This window comes from Streptomyces sp. JNUCC 63, assembly GCF_054366325.1.
This window is the reverse complement of the sequence record NZ_CM135963.1, coordinates 5,105,083-5,122,595: the sequence shown is the minus strand read 5'-3', so window position 1 is coordinate 5,122,595 and position 17,513 is coordinate 5,105,083. Positions and strand designations below refer to the sequence as shown.

14 protein-coding genes and 1 pseudogene are annotated in these 17,513 nt (G+C 71.7%); 6 read left to right on the top strand and 9 right to left on the bottom strand.

Translation table 11 applies throughout. The features are described 5' to 3' along the window. The first annotated feature begins 23 nt into the window (after positions 1-23). Positions 24-632 carry a hypothetical protein gene (locus ACX25U_RS23600; RefSeq protein ID WP_454382908.1) on the top strand — a complete coding sequence of 203 codons (609 nt, stop codon included), beginning with the start codon at positions 24-26 and terminating at the stop codon, positions 630-632. A gap of 17 nt (positions 633-649) precedes the next feature. Here ACX25U_RS23600 and ACX25U_RS23595 read toward each other — a convergent pair. From ACX25U_RS23595 to ACX25U_RS23575, 5 genes and pseudogenes are all read right to left on the bottom strand, one after another. After that, positions 650-1,666 (bottom strand): annotated as a pseudogene (locus ACX25U_RS23595) (AAA family ATPase). A gap of 38 nt (positions 1,667-1,704) precedes the next feature. Beyond that, a complete protein-coding gene (locus tag ACX25U_RS23590) occupies positions 1,705-1,953 on the bottom strand; it encodes an AAA family ATPase (RefSeq protein ID WP_454382906.1) in 249 nt (82 codons plus the stop codon). 218 nt (positions 1,954-2,171) lie between these two features. Further along, positions 2,172-3,857 carry a thiamine pyrophosphate-binding protein gene (locus tag ACX25U_RS23585; RefSeq protein WP_454382904.1) on the bottom strand — a complete coding sequence of 562 codons (1,686 nt, stop codon included), beginning with the start codon at positions 3,855-3,857 and terminating at the stop codon, positions 2,172-2,174. 46 nt (positions 3,858-3,903) lie between these two features. Then, a complete protein-coding gene (gene speB / locus ACX25U_RS23580) occupies positions 3,904-4,872 on the bottom strand; it encodes an agmatinase (protein WP_454382903.1) in 969 nt (322 codons plus the stop codon). A 56-nt stretch (positions 4,873-4,928) separates the two neighbouring features. Continuing rightward, on the bottom strand, positions 4,929-6,389 hold the full coding sequence (locus ACX25U_RS23575; RefSeq protein WP_454382902.1) for a sodium:solute symporter: 1,461 nt from the start codon (positions 6,387-6,389) through the stop codon (positions 4,929-4,931). Positions 6,390-6,547: 158 nt separating this feature from the next. On the opposite strand from ACX25U_RS23575, the gene ACX25U_RS23570 reads away from it, so the two are divergent. Next, positions 6,548-8,185 carry a helix-turn-helix domain-containing protein gene (locus ACX25U_RS23570; protein WP_454382901.1) on the top strand — a complete coding sequence of 546 codons (1,638 nt, stop codon included), beginning with the start codon at positions 6,548-6,550 and terminating at the stop codon, positions 8,183-8,185. A 16-nt stretch (positions 8,186-8,201) separates the two neighbouring features. Next, positions 8,202-8,993: a phosphatase gene (locus tag ACX25U_RS23565; RefSeq protein ID WP_454382900.1), complete on the top strand. Its 792-nt coding sequence runs from the start codon at positions 8,202-8,204 to the stop codon at positions 8,991-8,993. Between the two features lie 15 nt (positions 8,994-9,008). Here the strand turns inward: ACX25U_RS23565 and ACX25U_RS23560 are convergent, their stop codons facing one another. The 4 genes from ACX25U_RS23560 to ACX25U_RS23545 all read right to left on the bottom strand — a co-directional run bounded on the left by ACX25U_RS23560 (position 9,009) and on the right by ACX25U_RS23545 (position 12,891). Beyond that, entirely contained in the window at positions 9,009-9,992 is a 984-nt protein-coding gene (locus ACX25U_RS23560; RefSeq protein WP_454382898.1) for a cation diffusion facilitator family transporter, read from the bottom strand. Positions 9,993-9,997: 5 nt separating this feature from the next. Next, entirely contained in the window at positions 9,998-10,870 is an 873-nt protein-coding gene (tesB, locus tag ACX25U_RS23555) for an acyl-CoA thioesterase II (protein WP_454382897.1), read from the bottom strand. A gap of 34 nt (positions 10,871-10,904) precedes the next feature. Next, on the bottom strand, positions 10,905-12,062 hold the full coding sequence (locus ACX25U_RS23550; RefSeq protein WP_454382895.1) for an acyl-CoA dehydrogenase family protein: 1,158 nt from the start codon (positions 12,060-12,062) through the stop codon (positions 10,905-10,907). A gap of 214 nt (positions 12,063-12,276) precedes the next feature. Then, a complete protein-coding gene (locus ACX25U_RS23545) occupies positions 12,277-12,891 on the bottom strand; it encodes an SACE_7040 family transcriptional regulator (RefSeq protein WP_454382893.1) in 615 nt (204 codons plus the stop codon). 85 nt (positions 12,892-12,976) lie between these two features. Here ACX25U_RS23545 and ACX25U_RS23540 point away from each other — a divergent pair, with 85 nt between their 5' ends. The 3 genes from ACX25U_RS23540 to ACX25U_RS23530 are packed head-to-tail and all read left to right on the top strand — an operon-like array spanning position 12,977 to position 17,509. Continuing rightward, the gene (locus ACX25U_RS23540; RefSeq protein ID WP_454382891.1) at positions 12,977-14,593 is read left to right on the top strand and encodes a carboxyl transferase domain-containing protein; all 1,617 of its coding nucleotides are present in this window, start codon (positions 12,977-12,979) and stop codon (positions 14,591-14,593) included. A gap of 16 nt (positions 14,594-14,609) precedes the next feature. Then, entirely contained in the window at positions 14,610-16,562 is a 1,953-nt protein-coding gene (locus ACX25U_RS23535) for an acetyl-CoA carboxylase biotin carboxylase subunit (protein ID WP_454382890.1), read from the top strand. Next, a complete protein-coding gene (locus tag ACX25U_RS23530) occupies positions 16,559-17,509 on the top strand; it encodes a hydroxymethylglutaryl-CoA lyase (protein WP_454382888.1) in 951 nt (316 codons plus the stop codon). The genes ACX25U_RS23535 and ACX25U_RS23530 overlap by 4 nt, the downstream gene beginning before the upstream one ends. Positions 17,510-17,513 lie beyond the last annotated feature (4 nt).

Genomic DNA, 17,513 nt, shown 5'->3' with positions numbered 1-17,513 from the left:
CGCTTTTTCACAGAGTGGATGGGATGAGCCAGGGATTCGCGTACGGTCACAACCCGCACAGCACAGGACATGTGCTCACCACGGTGCGCACGCTGATGCGCACCGACGGACTGGCCGTACCCCTGGCCAACATCGCCCGACACTGCGGAACGTCACGCAACTTCCTCTACGCCAACTGGAAGACCGCCTCCGCACTGCACTTGCTCGCGCTGAAGGCGGAACTCGCGCACGCCTTCGACACGGCGGACTACAGATGCCCCAGCGACGGCACCGTCTGGGGACTCACCGAGCACCTGGCGCAGGTGGTGCGCGTCATCCGTCGTCACCCCACGACCGCTGCCGTCGCCCGGTCCTCCCCCAAGGCGTTCTCGGCGGCGTACACGGCGACCAAGGGTCCGCTGCTCCAGGTCGCGATGGAACGCATCAGTGATCTGCTCCACCCCCTCTGCCCGCACGGCGGAATCTGGGGCGACTCGGCACTGGCTTCCATGCCCTGGAAAATCCTGTGGATCGCCCGCCCCGCCGCCCTCTGTCCCGAAGCCGTTGGCGACCGGGACCGGGAAGAGGCACTGGACGGCGCCTTCACCCAACTGCTGCACGACCTGCTCGCTCCCTGGGCCATCACCCGGTAACAGAGCCATACAGTCGCTCACTCCAAAGAGCCGACACCTGAGAAGGAGCAGACGCTGGGGATCGTGTCCGGCTGCTCAAGTCGGTGTGCTGCCCGCCCGGATGACCGGGAGACGGTCGACGGGTTCGCGGGTCGTACGGACCTCAGGACGCCGAAGGACTCGGCCAAAACTACGTAGTCGGGGCGGGTGAGCTCCGTCCCACCCGGGGACGCGGCGGTCAGCGGGTAGAGCTCTGTCGCTCCGTCCTTGTCCTTCTCCGTCAGCCACACCTGGCCCGGTTCCAGCAGACGGCCGCCACTTGGTGTGGTGAGAACCGAGGGATCATGCGAGGTGAACACCAGTTGCGCGCCCCTGGGATTGGCGTAGGCGTCGTGGAAGAGCCGTACGGCTTCGGCGGCGAAGCGCGGGTGCAGACTCGCGTCGAGCTCGTCCACCAGCAGCACCGCGCCCTCGTCCAGGGCCAGCAGCATGGGGCCGAGCAGGGCGAACCACGACCGGGTGCCGAGGGATTCCGTCTGCCAGTCGAACGCGACCTCGCCGGTGCCCGATCGGTGCACGAGCTTCACCGTCGGCCTGCCTCTGCCGTCGTCGACGACTTCGGCCCCTGTGATACCGAGGTCGGCCACACGCAGCAGCTCCTCGATGCGACGTGCTCGGGCGCCGGAGAGCTCCTGCCGGGTGAACGCCTCCCGCTGGGGGCGCTACTCCTCCGGATTGATCAACCACAGATTGCGGCGGAACCAGTGGAACAGCGGGGAGAGCTGTGGGTGGTTGTCCATACCGGCCGTGGACAACAGCAGGGCGTTGGGCCGAGTGCGCCGCACCAGTTGCGCGCGGTCCTTGACACGGCTTCCCGGCCACTCGTAGACCTCCCGCCGGGAGGCGTCACGATCGAGCCACACCTGGCGATGACCTCGTGGATAACTGTGGAGCCACTCGGCCTCGACACGAGCCCGGCCGAGCTCGAAGCCGTAGGTCCAGCGGATCCCGTCCACGACGAAATCGGCCTCGAAGAAGCTCGGCTCGCTCTCCATGGCGGGGTCCAGCGCGAAGACCGAGCGGCTCGTTCCGTCTACGAGGCCCAGCGGGCATAGGAGTTGAGGACCGCCGATCGCATGTCGACCAGCGCGGCCAGAACATTCGACTTGCCCGACGCGTTGGCGCCGAAGATGCCGATGAGCGGGAACACGCCTACGGAACGTCCACCCGCCGGCTCCAGCGTGCGGGCCGGCGAGTCCTTCTCGTCCTCGGGCGCGACGAAGGACAGCTCCTGCTCATCGCGCAGGGACCGTACGTTCGCCACACGGAACCTCAGCAGCACACTGTCCTCCTCTCCCGGCTCAGAGTAATCTCCGGGGCCGACACCGCTCATCCGGGGAAGCCACAGCCTTCGGGAACGTACCTGTTACCGGAGGTCGGGCGCGGCCTAACGAGTGATCACCTTGAAAGTCGCTTCGCCAAGGTCCGCTCACGCGCCTCCCGGCGACACGGCATCGTGCGGACCGGAGCAAGGGCCGTCCTGTCCGGTGTGCCGTTCTCTCAGTCCAGGTGCGTCGGCGCGAACATGCGCAGTACCGCCGGGAGGACGACCACCGAGGGCCCCGGTGCGGCCAGGGCCCTCGACAGGTCCGTCTCGAGGGTCTCGGGGGTCGTGCGCACGCCCGGGACGCCGAAGGACTCGGCCAGGGCCACGTAGTCGGGGCGGGTGAGTTCCGTCGCCGTGGCCTGGTCGAAGGCGTCCGTCATGTACTCGCGGAGGATGCCGTAGCCGCCGTCGTCGACGATCAGCCAGGTGACGTTCAGGTCGTACTGGCGGGCCGTGGCCAGCTCGGCGATGGAGTACAGGGCGCCGCCGTCGCCGGAGACAGCGAGGACCGGGCGGGCCGGGTCCGCGACCGCCGCGCCGAGCGCCGCCGGGAAGCCGTAGCCGAGGCCGCCGGCGCCCTGGGCCGAGTGCATGGTGTTGGGGGACTTGGCGTCGAAGGCCGACCAGGCCCAGTACGCCAGGATCGTCATGTCCCAGAAGGACGGGGAGTCGGCGGGCAGGGCGCGGCGGACGGAGGCCAGGACGTCCTGTTCCAGGGTGAGTTCCTGGGCGGCGATGCGGTCGCGGACCTTGCCCAGCAGCTCCCGTACGCGGTCGGCGGCGCCCTCGTCCGGGCGGTCGTCCACGGTCTCCAGCAGCGCCTGGAGCACCAGGCGGGCGTCGGCGTGAATGCCGAGCGCCGGGTGGTTGGACTCCAGCTTGCCGAGGTCGGCCTCGATCTGGACGACCCGGCCGCGCGGCTCGAACGTGTGGTAGTTGGAGGAGAGTTCGCCCAGGCCGGAGCCGACCACGAGCAGGACGTCGGCGTCCTCCAGGAAGTCCGTGGTGTGCCGGTCCTCCAGCCAGGACTGGAGGGACAGCGGGTGCTCCCAGGGGAAGGCGCCCTTGCCGCCGAAGGTGGTGACGACGGGGGCGTTCAGCTTCTCGGCCAGGGCCAGCAGCTTGCCGGACGCGTCCGCGCGGACCACTCCCCCGCCCGCGATGATCGCGGGGCGGGCGGCGCGGGAGAGCAGGTCGGCCGCCACGGCGGTGAGTTCCGGGCGGGGAGCCGGCTCCTCCGGCGTCGCGTCCACCGCCGTGACCACCGGCAGGTTCGTCCGCGCCAGCAGCACGTCCTGCGGGATCTCCACCCACACGGGCCCGTGCGGGGCCGTCAGCGCCGACTTCCAGGCCGCCGCGATCGCGGACGGGATCTGGGACTGGGTGCGGACGGTGTGGACCGACTTCACCACTCCCCGGAACGAGGCGGCCTGGTCGGGCAGTTCGTGCAGGTAGCCATGGCGGCCGCCGCCGAGCCCGGCGGTCGGGATCTGGCTGCTGACGGCCAGGACGGGAGCGGAGGCCGCTGCCGCCTCCTGGAGGGCGGCCAGGGAGGTGAGGGCTCCCGGGCCGGTCGACAGGAACAACGGCGCGGCCTCGCCCGTGATCCGGCCGTAGGCGTCCGCCGCGAAGCCCGCGTTGTTCTCCACCCTGAGGCCCACATACCTCAGGTCCGAGCGGCGCAGCGCGTCGAACATGCCGAGGGCGTGCTGGCCGGGCAGGCCGAAGACGGTCGTCGCGCCGAGCCCGGCGAGCGTCTCCACGACCAGGTCTCCGCCGTTGCGGCCGGGGGGAGGATTGAGCGCTGCCTCCGTCTGGGCGGGCGTGGGGCGGAGTACCAGGTCGTGGTCGTGAGTCACTGGGGCTCGGTCTCCTTCGGGGAGTCGTACGCGTCGTGCGCGGGAGTCACGCGTTGCGGGCGGCCGCGATCTGGCGGGTCATGATCGTGGTCAGTTCGTACGCCGTGTGGGAGGCGGCCACCGAGGTGATCTCGGCGTGGTCGTACGCCGGCGCCACCTCGACGACGTCCGCCGACACCAGGTGGCAGTCGGCCAGGCCGCGCAGGATCTCCAGCAGCTCGCGGGAGGTCATGCCGCCCGCCTCGGGGGTGCCGGTGCCGGGTGCGTGGGCCGGGTCGAGGCAGTCGATGTCGATGGAGATGTACAGCGGGCGGTCGCCGATGCGCTGGCGCAGCTGGTCGGCCACCTCGTCGGCACCGCGGCGGTAGACGTCCGCGGAGGTGACGATGCCGAAGCCCATCTTCTCGTCGTCGGTGAGGTCCTGCTTGCCGTACAGCGGGCCGCGGGTGCCGACGTGGGAGAGGGCGGAGGTGTCGAGGATGCCCTCCTCGACGGCGCGGCGGAACGGGGTGCCGTGGGTGTACTCGGCGCCGAAGTAGGTGTCCCAGGTGTCGAGGTGGGCGTCGAAGTGCAGCAGGGCGACCGGGCCGTGCTTCTTGGCGACGGAGCGCAGCAGCGGCAGGGCGATGGTGTGGTCGCCGCCGAGGGTCATCAACCGGGCGCCGGTGCCGAGCAGTTCGTCGGCGGCGGCCTCGATGGTCTCCACGGCCTCGTTGATGTTGAACGGGTTGACGGCGATGTCACCGCCGTCGGCGACCTGGGCGAGGGCGAAGGGGGAGGCGTCCTGCGCCGGGTTGTAGGGGCGCAGCAGCCGGGACGCCTCGCGGATGGCGTTGCCGCCGAAGCGGGCGCCCGGCCGGTACGAGACACCGGAGTCGAACGGCACGCCCACGACGGCGACATCGGTGGTGCCGACCTCGTCGAGGCGGGGCAGCCGGGCGAAGGTCGCGGGGCCGGCGTACCGCGGGACGCGGGAGGAGTCGACGGGACCGCGGGGCGTCTCGTTGCTGCTCATGGTGAATTGCCTTCTTTCTCGCGCTTCATCGCGGATGTACTGCTTTCCGGCCGACTCTACTGGTGGGCCGGGGCGGGTTCGGACGGGAGTTCGGGGGTGCGTCCGGCGAGGCGTTCGCGCCAGGCGGTGAGGACGGCCTCGTCGGTGGGCTTGGTCAGCAGGGAGACGACGACGTAGACGGCGAGGGAGGACAGCAGGCCGTAGTAGACGGGCTCGTTGGCGAGGATGCCGAAGGTCGCCATGAGGCCGATGACGGCGAGGCCGCCGACGGCCACGGAGGCGAGGGCGCCCTGCGCGGTGCCGCGCTTCCACACCAGCCCGCCGAGGATCGGCACGAGCAGTCCGCCGACGAGCAGGTTGTAGGCGACGGTCAGCGCCTCGACGACGTTGTTGAGGGCGATGGCGGTGCAGATCACGGCGACGCCCATGATCAGGATGAAGACGCGGTTGCCCTTGACCTCGTCGTGCTCTTCCCCGTCGCGGTGGACGATGCCGCGCAGCCGGGACCAGATGTCGTTGTTGGCGACGGTGGCGCAGGCGATCAGCGCGCCGGAGGACGTGGACATCACCGCGGCCAGGGCGGCGGCGAGCACCAGCCCGCGGACGCCGATGGGCAGGTCGTCCTTGACGATGGTGGCGAAGGCGTCGTCGGCGCTGCCGAGGTTGGGGTAGAGCACCTTGGCGGCGGTGCCGATGACGGCGCCGGCGATGGCGTAGACCAGGCAGTAGGTGCCGGCGACGGTGCCGCCCCACTTGGCCGTCGTGTCGCTGCGGGCGGTGAAGACGCGCTGCCAGATGTCCTGGCCGATGAGCATGCCGAAGGTGTAGATCAGGACGTAGGTGAAGATCGTCTCGCCGCCGATGCCCAGCGGGTCGAAGTAGGAGGTCGGCAGCTTGGCCTTCATCTCGCTGAAGCCGCCCGCCTTGACGACCGCGATCGGCAGCAGCAGGAGCAGTACGCCGATCGTCTTGACCACGAACTGCACCATGTCGGTCAGCGTGATGGACCACATGCCGCCGAGGGTGGAGTACGCGACGACGATCGTGCCGCCGAGGATGATCGCGACGGTGCGGTTCAGGTCGAACAGGACGTCGAAGATCGTGGCGTAGGCGATGGTGGAGGTGACCGCGAGCATCAGGGTGTACGCCCACATCACCACGCCCGAGATGACGCCGGCCCGGCCGCCGTAGCGCAGGTCGAGCATCTCGGAGACGGTGTAGACCCTCAGGCGGGCGATCCGGGCCGAGAAGAAGATCGAGAGGGCGAGGATTCCGAGGCCGATGGTGAAGACCATCCAGGCCCCGGAGAGCCCGTACTTGTAGCCGAGGCCGACGCCGCCGATGGTGGAGGCGCCGCCGAGGACGATCGCCGCCATGGTGCCGGAGTACATGGCGGGCCCGAGCCGGCGGCCCGCCACCAGGAACTCGCTCTTGGACTTGGCGCGGCGCATGCCCCACCAGCCCATGGCCAGCATCCCGGCCAGATAGACGACGATCACTGTGTAGTCGACGGCCATGGGCCCTCCTCTTCGTACACATGGGGTGTCTGGGGGTGGGGACGGCGGCAGCGGCTCGCGGGGGCGTCCGCCCGTACCGTGGCTGCCGGTCCGAGTCGACATTAGGTGGCCGAAAAGCGACTGCGAAGTGTACGTTTCATCCATTGGAGCGAGACGGTATGGAGGGAACGCACATCATGCCGGACGCGCCGGTTCCATCTGCCCCAGCGGTCCCACCGACTCCAGCGGTCCCACCGACCCCACCGATCCCCCTGTCGGCCCTGCTGGCCCGGGAGGATCTCGCCCTGCGCCAGATCGCGGGGCCGACCGACCGGGACACGGTCATCCACTGGGCACACGTCTCGGAAATGGCCGACCCCTACCCGTACCTGCTGGGCGGCGAACTGCTGCTGACGGCCGGCGTCCACGTCGAGCCGGCCGCGAGCACCGGCCCGTATTTCGACACCTATGCCTCCCGGGTCGTCGCGGCGGGCGGCGCGGCCCTCGGCTTCGGCCTGGCGCCGGTGCACGACACGGTGCCGCCCGCCCTGGTGGCGGCCTGCGACGCCCACGGCCTCCCGCTGCTGGAGGTCCCCCCGCAGACCACGTTCTCCGGCGTCGCCCGCGCCGTCTGGCAGCTGATGGCCCAGGCCCGCCTGGCCGAACTCCGCCGCGTCACCGAGGCCCAGCAGAGCCTGGCCGCCGCTGCCTCCCGCCCGGATCCCGTCCCCTCGGTCCTTCGCCAACTGGCCCACCGCCTCACAGGCTGGGCAGCCCTCTACGGCCCCGACGGCACGGAAATCGCCTCGTCGGGACGGGACCCGCGCGACGAGGTCCGGAAGGCACTCGCGGAGCTGGCCGGCGTGGTGCGCCCGGTCCCGGCGAGCACGACCCGGCCGGCCCCCTCCCCCGCCACCACCGGCCGGCCCGCGCCCTCCTCCGCCACCGATACCGTCGGCGGCAGTCATCTCGCCGCCTACGCGCTCGGGACCGGACAGGGGTTCGTGCTCGGGGTGGCGGCCCCGGGGCGGGACCCCGGGGACCACACCATCGCTTCCGTCGCCGCGGTGCTGCTGTCGTTGCTCACCGGGGAGCACCAGAGCGGTACGGGGGCGGCCCGGTCGTCGGCGCTCGTGCGGATGCTGCTGGGGGCGGCGCCCGAGGAGGTGGCGCCGCTGCTCGGGGCCGGGCGGTGGGTCGTGGTGCACGCGCGGCCGAACGCGCAGGCTCCCCCGAGCTCTCGGCTTCTTCCCCGAGTTCTCGACTCCGCTCGAACAGGGGGTACCTCCATGAGCAGGGGGAACCCCCATGACGCCGTGGCCGCCTCCGCGCTCGGCGCCGCGCTCGGGTCCGCGCTGGTGGACCTCGCGGACGGCGTCGTACGGGTGCTCGTCCCCGCCGAGCGGGAGCCGGCCCCGCAGCCCGGCTGGACCCTCGGTGTGAGCGCCGCCGTCGCGGCGGCCGACTGGCCGACCGCCGACGCCCAGGCGGCCCGCGCCCTGACCCGCGCCCGCGCCACCCGTACCGCCCTGGTCCGCCACGGCGACCGCCCCGGCCTCACCGACCTGCTCCCCCGCGACGAGGCCGACGCGCACGCCCGCGCACTGCTCGCCCCGATCAGCGCGGTGCCGGCGCTCACCGAGACGCTGCGCACCTGGCTTTCCCTGCACGGCAGTTGGGACCGCACCGCGGTCGCCCTGTCCGTGCACCGCAACACCGTCCGCCAGCGCATCGCCCGCTGCGCCGCCCTGCTCGGCACCGACCTGGACGACCCGGACGTCCGCATGGAACTGTGGTTCGCCCTGCGGCGGGCCTGACACCACAATGGGGGCCATGCCGATACCCGGGACACCCAGCCGCGCCGAACTCGTCGATCACCTCGTGAGGACCCGTATCGCCGGGGACGTCGCCACCCCCCGCGAGAACAACCTCTCCCACTACCGCAAACTCGCGAACGGCGACCGCAACTTCTGGCTCGGGCTGGAGCTCGGCGACCGCTGGAGCGACGAGCAGGACGTGCTCGCGGTGATGGCCGAGCGCGTCGGCGTCAGCGACGACCCGGAGCACCGCTACGGCCAGGACACCATCGACCCCGGGCTGACCGTCGACGCCCTGGAGCGGATGGCCGGCCGGCTGCGCAAGGCGGCCGACGGGCAGCAGCGGGTGCTGTTCGCCACCGGCCACCCCGGCGGTCTGCTCGACGTGCACCGCGCCACGGCCGCCGCCCTGCGCGCCGCCGGCTGCGAGATCACCGTCATCCCGGACGGGCTGCAGACGGACGAGGGGTACGTCATGCAGTTCGCGGACGTGGCCGTCCTCGAGCACGGCGCCACACTGTGGCACACCCACTCCGGCGAGCCGATGCGTGCCATCCTCACCGGCCTGGAGCGCGAGGGCCGCCCGCTGCCGGACCTGGTCGTCGCCGACCACGGCTGGGCGGGCTGTGCCGGTCAGCACGGCGTGGACTCCGTCGGCTACGCGGACTGCAACGACCCGGCCCTCTTCCTCGCCGAGGCCGAGGGGACGCTGCAGGTGACGGTGCCGCTCGACGACCACGTGGTCAGCCCCCGGTACTACGACCCGATGACGGCGTATCTGCTGGGCCAGGCGGGCCTGGCGGCGTAAGGGCCGGCCCGGCTCTTACGACCAGGGGTTCAAGCCTTCCGAGCGGCGCTGCGCGTAGCCCGGTGTCGGGTCCAGGTAGACCCGCCCGACGCCGGGGAACTTCTCCCGCAGCCGCTGCTCGGCCTGCTCGCACGCCCACTCGATCTGGGCCGCGCTCGACACGTCCCGGAAGTCGACCTTGGCGGCCACCAGGGCCTCGCGCGGGCCCTGCACGAGCGTGGTCAACTCCAGTACGGCCTCGATGTGCTCCACCGCCAGCAGCTCCTGGCGGATCCGCTCCCGCGTGGACCGGGGCAGCGGGCGCCCGATGAGCAGTTCGGCGTTCGACCGGCCCAGCACCCAGGCGACGTACAGCAGCAGTACGCCGATGCACAGGGAGGCGATCCCGTCCCAGACCCCGGATCCGGTGAGCTGCCCGCCGAGCAGGCCGCCCGCCGCGAAGGCCAGGCCGATCAGCGCGGCCGAGTCCTCCATGACCACCGCCTTGACGGCGGTGTCGGGGGTGCGCCGCAGATAGCGCCGGAAGGGCATCTTCCGGCGGGCCGCCTCGCCGCGCGCCTGGCGCACGCCGGTGCGCAGTGAGAAGCCCTCCAGCAGGAAGGCGACCGCGAGCACGAGGTACGAGGCCAGGGGGTCGCCCAGCCGCTCCCCCTGGGTGAGGGTGTGGACGGCGTCGTAGAGGGAGAAGACGGCGCCGCCGACGAAGGTGGCGACGGCGGCGAGCAGCGCCCACAGGTACCGCTCGGGTCCGTAGCCGAGCGGGTGGTCCTCGTCGGCGGGTTTCCCGCTGCGCTTGAGCGCGGTGAGCAGCAGCACCTCGGTGACAGTGTCGGCGACCGAGTGCGCGGCCTCCGACAGCATCGCGCTGGATCCGCTGATCGCTCCGGCGATCGCCTTGGCCAGCGCGATCCCGAGGTTGGCGAGGCCGGCGACGATCACCGTGAAGGTGCTCTCGCCGCCGGTGTCCTCCTGGGCAGCTTTCCGTGCGGTGTCCGCCATGTTCCTCAGTGTTCCCGGGGAACGCGGACCACGCCCTCCTGGATCACCGAGATGGCCAGCCGGCCGTCCTGTGTGTAGATACGGGCCTGGCCGAGGCCCCGCCCGCCGTGCGCGGAGGGCGACTCCTGGTCGTACAGCAGCCACTCGTCGGCCCGGAACGGCCGGTGGAACCACATGGCGTGGTCCAGTGAGGCCCCGACGACGTCCCCGACCGCCCAGCCGCCGCGCCCGTGGGCGAGCAGCACCGAGTCGAGCAGCGTCATGTCGGACACGTAGGTGGCGAGGACGACGTGCAGGAGGGGATCGTCGTCGAGCTTGCCGTTGGTGCGGAACCACACCTGGGAGTGCGGCTCGCGCGGCTCGCCGAACCTGCCGTACGGCGGCTCGTCGACGTAGCGCAGGTCGACCGCCTCGCGGGCCTCCAGGGACCGCTCCACGACCTCGGCCGGGAGGTGGTCGTAGCCGCGCAGGCGCTCGTCGGAGGTGGGCAGGGTCGCCGGGTCGGGGGCGGCCGGCATGGGGGCCTGGTGGTCGAGCCCGTCCTCCCACGTCTGGAAGGACGCCGAGAGGTGGAAGATCGGCTGCCCGTGCTGGACGGCGACCACCCGGCGGGTGGTGAAGGAGCGGCCGTCGCGGATGCGGTCCACCGTGTAGACGATGGGCGCGCCCGGGTCGCCGGGGCGCAGGAAGTACGCGTGCAGCGAGTGCGCGTGCCGGTCCTCGGGGACCGTGCGCCCGGCGGCGACCAGTGCCTGCGCCGCGACCTGCCCGCCGAAGACGCGCGGGACGATTGTGGAGCGGGACCGGCCGCGGAAGATGTCCTGCTCGATCCGCTCGAGGTCGAGCAGATCGAGCAGGGACTGAAGTGCCTGACTCATATGTCAGTTGTATCCTGCACTGATTTCGGGGCCCTTACAGACCCATGTCCTTGGCGATGATCGACTTCATGATCTCGCTGGTGCCGCCGTAGATGCGGTTGACGCGGTTGTCCGCGTACAGGCGGGCGATCGGGTACTCGTTCATGTAGCCGTAGCCGCCGTGCAGCTGCAGGCAGCGGTCGATGACGCGGTGGGCGACCTCGGTGCAGAACAGCTTGGCGGAGGCGGCCTCGGCGGGGGTCAGCTCGCCGGCGTCGAGCGCTTCGAGCGCCCGGTCGGCGACGGCTTCCGCCGCGTCCACCTCGGCCTGGCAGGCGGCCAGCTCGAACTTGGTGTTCTGGAAGTGGGCGACCGGCTTGCCGAAGACGGTGCGCTCCTGCACGTAACTCTTGGCGAACCGGACGGCCGCCCTGGCCTGCGCGTAGGCGCCGAAGGCGATGCCCCAGCGCTCGGAGGGCAGGTTGGCGCCGAGGTAGGAGAAGCCCTTGTTCTCCTCGCCGAGCAGGTCCCCGACGGGCACCTTGACGTCGACGAAGGCGAGCTCGGCGGTGTCGGAGGTCCTGAGCCCCAGCTTGTCGAGCTTGCGGCCCACCGAGTAGCCCTCGGACCCGGTGTCCACGGCGAACAGGGAGATGCCGTGGCGGCGGTCCTCGGCCGTGGGCGCGGCGGTGCGGGCGCAGACGATGACCTTGTCGGCGTGCACGCCACCGGTGATGAAGGTCTTGGCGCCGTTGAGGACGTAGTGCGTCCCGTCCTCGCTCAGCCTGGCGGTGGTCTTCATGCCCGCGAGGTCGGAGCCGGTGCCGGGCTCGGTCATCGCGATGGCCCACATCTCCTCGCCGGAGACGAACCTGGGCAGGAACCGCTTCTTCTGCTCGTCGGTGGCGAGCATCTTGAGGTAGGGCAGCGCGAGCAGGACGTGCACGCCGGAGCCGCCGAAGGTGACACCCGCGCGGGCGGTCTCCTCGTACTGGATGGCCTCGAACTTGTGCGTCTCGAGTCCCGCCCCGCCGTATTCCTCGGGCACGTTGATCCCGAAGAGGCCCAGCTCGGCGAGCTTGTGGTAGAACTCGCGGGGCACGATGCCCTGCGTGAACCAGTCGTCGTACACCGGTACGACCTCGGCCTCGATGAAGGCGCGAAGGGTCTCCCGGAACGCCTCATGATCCTCGTTGAACACCGTACGGCGCATGCCGCCACCGCCCTTCCATGCGCCTGAACCGGCGCCGCTCTCGCGTACCTGGTTGCTCGCCGCCCGGGTTCCTCGATCGATGGTTGCAACCCAGTGGCTAAGCGCTTGCTCACATAAACGTACCGGCGAGTAGGCACCTCAGTAAAGCCCCGCAGCCGTAACGCGGGTCACGCACGGGCGGGGCGCGGGGCACAGCCCCGCGCCCGCGCCCCGCTCAGCCCGCCGCGGGCGACGCCGCCGCGAAGGCCCCCCGGGCCATCCGGTGCAGCAGCTCCGCCGTGGCGCCCCGCCCCGGCAACGACCCGGCCCGCCCCAGGTGCGGCGTCGAGTTCAGCAGCCCGAACACCGAATGGACGGCCGACCGCGCGGCCGGCTCCGCAAGGCCCGGGTGCACCTCGCGCACCACCTCCACCCACAACTCCACGTACTGCCGCTGAAGCTGCCGCACCAGCTTCCGGTCACTGTCCCGCAGGCGGTCCAGCTCACGGTCGTGCAAGGTGATGAGGGAGCGGTCGTCGAGCGCGAAGTCGATGTGCCCCTCGATGAGGGAGTCGAGCACGGCCTCCGGGCCGCCCGGTCCGGCTCCCCCGTCCGCCTCCGCCAGCCGCCGCTTCGCCCCGGTCAGCAACTGCCCGCTGATGCCGACCAGCAGCTCCGCGAGCATCGCGTCCTTGCCCGCGAAGTGCCGGTAAAGGCCCGGCCCGCTGATGCCCACCGCGGCGCCTATCTCGTCGACGCCGACGCCGTGGAAGCCGCGTTCGGCGAAGAGCCGCGCGGCCTCCTTGAGGATCTGCTCGCGGCGGGTGGGGGCGTCGGTTCGCGTGGCCATGAGAACGATTCTAGACAGGGAGGTTAGCGGTCGTTAACCTGAAGGGAGTGCGTTAACGGTCATTAACACGTGAGGGGACCGCAGGATGCATCAGGCACCGGAGCTGACGAGCGCGGCCGACCCCGCGTCGGAGGCCTGGCGGGCCAACGAAGAGGCTCACCGCGCGCTCGCCGAGGAGCTGCGCGGCAGGCTCGCCGCCGCCCGGCTCGGCGGCGGCGAGAAGGCACGCGCGCGGCACACCGCGCGCGGCAAGCTGCTGCCGCGCGACCGCGTGGACACCCTGCTCGACCCCGGCTCGCCCTTCCTGGAACTGGCCCCGCTGGCCGCCGACGGGATGTACGAGGGGCAGGCCCCGGCCGCCGGGGTCATCGCCGGGATCGGCAGGGTCGGCGGCCGCGAGTGCGTGATCGTCGCCAACGACGCCACCGTCAAGGGCGGCACGTACTACCCGATGACGGTGAAGAAGCACCTGCGCGCGCAGGAGGTGGCCCTGGAGAACCGCCTCCCGTGCCTCTACCTGGTCGACTCCGGCGGCGCCTTCCTGCCCATGCAGGACGAGGTCTTCCCCGACCGTGAGCACTTCGGCCGGATCTTCTACAACCAGGCCCGCATGTCCGGCGCCGGGATTCCTCAGATCGCGGCCGTCCTCGGCTCCTGCACGGCCGGCGGGGCGTACGTCCCGGCGATGAGCGACGAGGCCGTGATCGTCCGCAACCAGGGCACGATCTTCCTGGGCGGGCCCCCGCTGGTGAAGGCGGCCACCGGCGAGGTCGTCACCGCCGAGGAGCTGGGCGGCGGCGAGGTGCACTCCCGTACGTCCGGTGTCACCGACCACCTCGCGGAGGACGACGCCCACGCCCTGCGGATCGTCCGCACGATCGTCTCCACCCTCCCCGCGCGCGGGGAGCTGCCCTGGGAGGTCACCGAGGCCGTCGAGCCGAAAGTCGACCCCTACGGGCTCTACGGCGCCGTCCCGGCCGACCCCCGCACCCCCTACGACGTCCGCGAGATCATCGCGCGCGTGGTGGACGGCTCCCGCTTCGCCGAGTTCAAGGCCGAGTTCGGGCAGACCCTGGTCACCGGCTTCGCCCGGATCCACGGCCACCCGGTCGGGATCGTCGCCAACAACGGCATCCTGTTCTCGGAGTCCGCCCAGAAGGGCGCCCACTTCATCGAGCTGTGCGACCAGCGGGGCATCCCGCTGGTGTTCCTGCAGAACATCTCCGGCTTCATGGTGGGCAGGGACTACGAGGCGGGCGGCATCGCCAAGCACGGCGCCAAGATGGTCACGGCCGTCGCCTGCACGCGCGTGCCCAAGCTGACGGTGGTCGTCGGCGGGTCGTACGGCGCGGGGAACTACTCCATGTGCGGCAGGGCGTACTCCCCCCGCTTCCTGTGGATGTGGCCGAACGCCAAGATCTCGGTCATGGGCGGCGAGCAGGCCGCCTCCGTCCTCGCCACCGTCAAGCGCGACCAGCTCGAGGCCCGCGGGGAGCAGTGGCCCGCCGAGGACGAGGAGTCCTTCAAGGCGCCCATCCGCGCCCAGTACGACCGTCAGGGCAACGCCTACTACGCCACCGCCCGCCTCTGGGACGACGGCGTGATCGACCCGCTGGAAACCCGTCAGGTGCTGGGCCTGGCCCTGACCGCGTGCGCCAACGCCCCACTGGGCGACCCCCAGTTCGGCGTCTTCCGGATGTGAGGGGGAGCTCGCAGAGATGTTCGAAACAGTTCTGGTGGCCAACCGCGGCGAGATCGCCGTCCGCGTCATCCGCACCCTGCGCGCCCTCGGCGTGCGCTCGGTGGCCGTCTTCTCCGACGCCGACGCGGACGCCCGGCACGTCCGGGAGGCCGACACTGCGGTACGGATCGGCCCGGCGCCCGCGGCCGAGAGCTACCTGTCCGTCGACCGGCTGCTGGAGGCCGCCGCCCGCACCGGCGCCCAGGCCGTCCACCCCGGGTACGGCTTCCTCGCGGAGAACGCCGGCTTCGCACGCGCCTGTGAGGAGGCCGGGCTGGTCTTCATCGGCCCTCCCGCGGACGCGATCTCCCTCATGGGCGACAAGATCCGCGCCAAGGAGACGGTCGAGGCGGCCGGGGTTCCGGTGGTCCCCGGCTCCAGCGGCTCCGGACTCACCGACGACCAGCTCGCCGGGGCCGCCCGCGAGATCGGCATGCCGGTGCTGCTCAAGCCCTCCGCCGGAGGCGGCGGCAAGGGCATGCGGCTGGTGCGTGACGCCGGGCGGGTCGCCGAGGAGATCGCCGCCGCCCGCCGCGAGGCCCGCGCATCCTTCGGCGACGACACCCTCCTCGTCGAGCGCTGGATCGACCGGCCCCGGCACATCGAGATCCAGGTGCTGGCCGACGGCCACGGCAACGTCGTGCACCTCGGCGAACGCGAGTGCTCCCTCCAGCGCCGCCACCAGAAGATCGTCGAGGAGGCGCCGAGCGTGCTCCTCGACGAGGAGACCCGGGCCGCGATGGGCGAGGCGGCGGTCCAGGCCGCCCGCTCCTGCGGCTACCGGGGCGCGGGCACGGTGGAGTTCATCGTGCCCGGCGGGGACCCGACGTCGTACTACTTCATGGAGATGAACACCCGCCTGCAGGTGGAGCACCCGGTCACCGAGATGATCACGGGTCTCGACCTGGTGGAGTGGCAGCTGCGGGTGGCGGCGGGCGAACCGCTGGCGTTCGCTCAGGGGGACATCCGGCTGACCGGTCACGCGATCGAGGCCCGCCTGTGCGCGGAGGACCCGGCGCGCGGGTTCCTGCCCTCGGGCGGCACCGTGCTGCGGCTGCGCGAGCCGCAGGGAGACGGAGTGCGCACCGACTCCGGACTGAGCGAGGGCACCGAGGTCGGCAGCCTGTACGACCCGATGCTGTCCAAGGTGATCGCCTACGGCCCGGACCGCGCCACCGCGCTCAGGAAACTCCGTGCGGCCCTCGCCCGCACGGTCACCCTGGGCGTGCAGACCAACGCCGGCTTCCTGCGCCGGCTGCTGGCCCACCCCGCCGTCGTGGCGGGCGAGCTGGACACCGGGCTGGTCGAGCGGGTGGTCGACGAGCTGGTCGCCACGGACGTACCGGAGGAGGTCTACGAGGCCGCCGCCGCCGTACGGCTGGAGGCACTGCGGCCCAAGGGCGGGGGCTGGACCGACCCGTTCTCGGTGCCGAGCGGCTGGCGGCTGGGCGGGGAGCCGAAACCGGTGGCGTTCCCGCTGCGGATGCCGGGACTCGAACCCGTCGCTCACCCGGTACGCGGCGCCCACACGGTCACCGACGACACGGTCAGCGTCACCCTGGACGGCGTCCGCCACACCTTCCACCGCGCCGCCGACTGGATCGGCCGCGACGGCGACGCCTGGCACGTGCGCGACCACGACCCGGTGGCCGCGTCCCTCACCCGCGCGGCCCACGCCGGCGCCGACTCGCTCACGGCGCCCATGCCGGGCACGGTCACGGTGGTGAAGGTGGCCGTGGGCGACGAGGTGGCCGCGGGCCAGAGCCTGCTGGTGGTCGAGGCGATGAAGATGGAGCACGTCATCTCCGCCCCGCACGCCGGCACCGTCACCGAACTGGACGTCGCGCCGGGCACGACGGTCGCCATGGACCAGGTGCTGGCCGTGATCGCCCCGCTCGACGAGGAAGGCGCGAAGGAGGAGACGGCATGAGCATCCCCGAACCCGACCTGCCCATGGTCGTCCCGGCCCCCGACCTGCCCGCCCGGGTCAGGATCCACGAGGTCGGCCCGCGCGACGGGCTGCAGAACGAGAAGGCGACCGTGCCGACCGAGGTCAAGGCGGAGTTCATCCGCCGCCTCGCCGACGCGGGCCTGAGGACGGTCGAGGCCACCAGCTTCGTCCACCCGAAGTGGGTGCCCCAACTGGCCGACGCGGAAGCGCTGTTCCCGCAGGTCAAGGATCTGAAGGGGGTGCGCCTGCCGGTCCTGGTGCCCAATACGCGCGGCCTGGAGCGCGCGCTCGCCCTCGGAGCGGACCGTATCGCCGTGTTCGCCAGCGCCACCGAGTCCTTCGCCAAGGCCAACCTCAACCGCACGGTGGAGGAGTCCCTCGCGGTCTTCGAACCGGTCGTGGCCCGCGCGAAGGACGAGGGCGCCCATGTCCGCGGCTATGTCTCCATGTGCTTCGGCGATCCCTGGGAGGGTGCCGTCCCCCTCCACCAGGTCGTCGACGTGTGCAGGGCGCTGCTGGACATGGGCTGCGACGAGCTGAGCCTCGGGGACACGATCGGGGTGGCGACCCCCGGTCATGTACTGGAGCTGCTGGCCGCGCTCAACGAGCGGCACGTGCCGACCTCCGCGCTCGGCGTGCACTTCCACGACACCTACGGCCAGGCCCTCGCCAACACCCTGGCCGCGCTCCAGCACGGCGTCACCACCGCCGACGCCTCCGCGGGCGGCCTCGGCGGCTGCCCGTACGCCAAGTCCGCCACCGGCAACCTCGCCACCGAGGACCTGGTGTGGATGCTGCACGGCCTCGGCATCGACACCGGAGTCGACCTCGGCCGCCTCGTCGCCACCAGCGAGTGGATGGCCGACCGGCTGGGCCGTCCCAGCCCTTCCCGCACCCTCCGCGCCCTCTCCCACAAGGAGCAGTGATCGA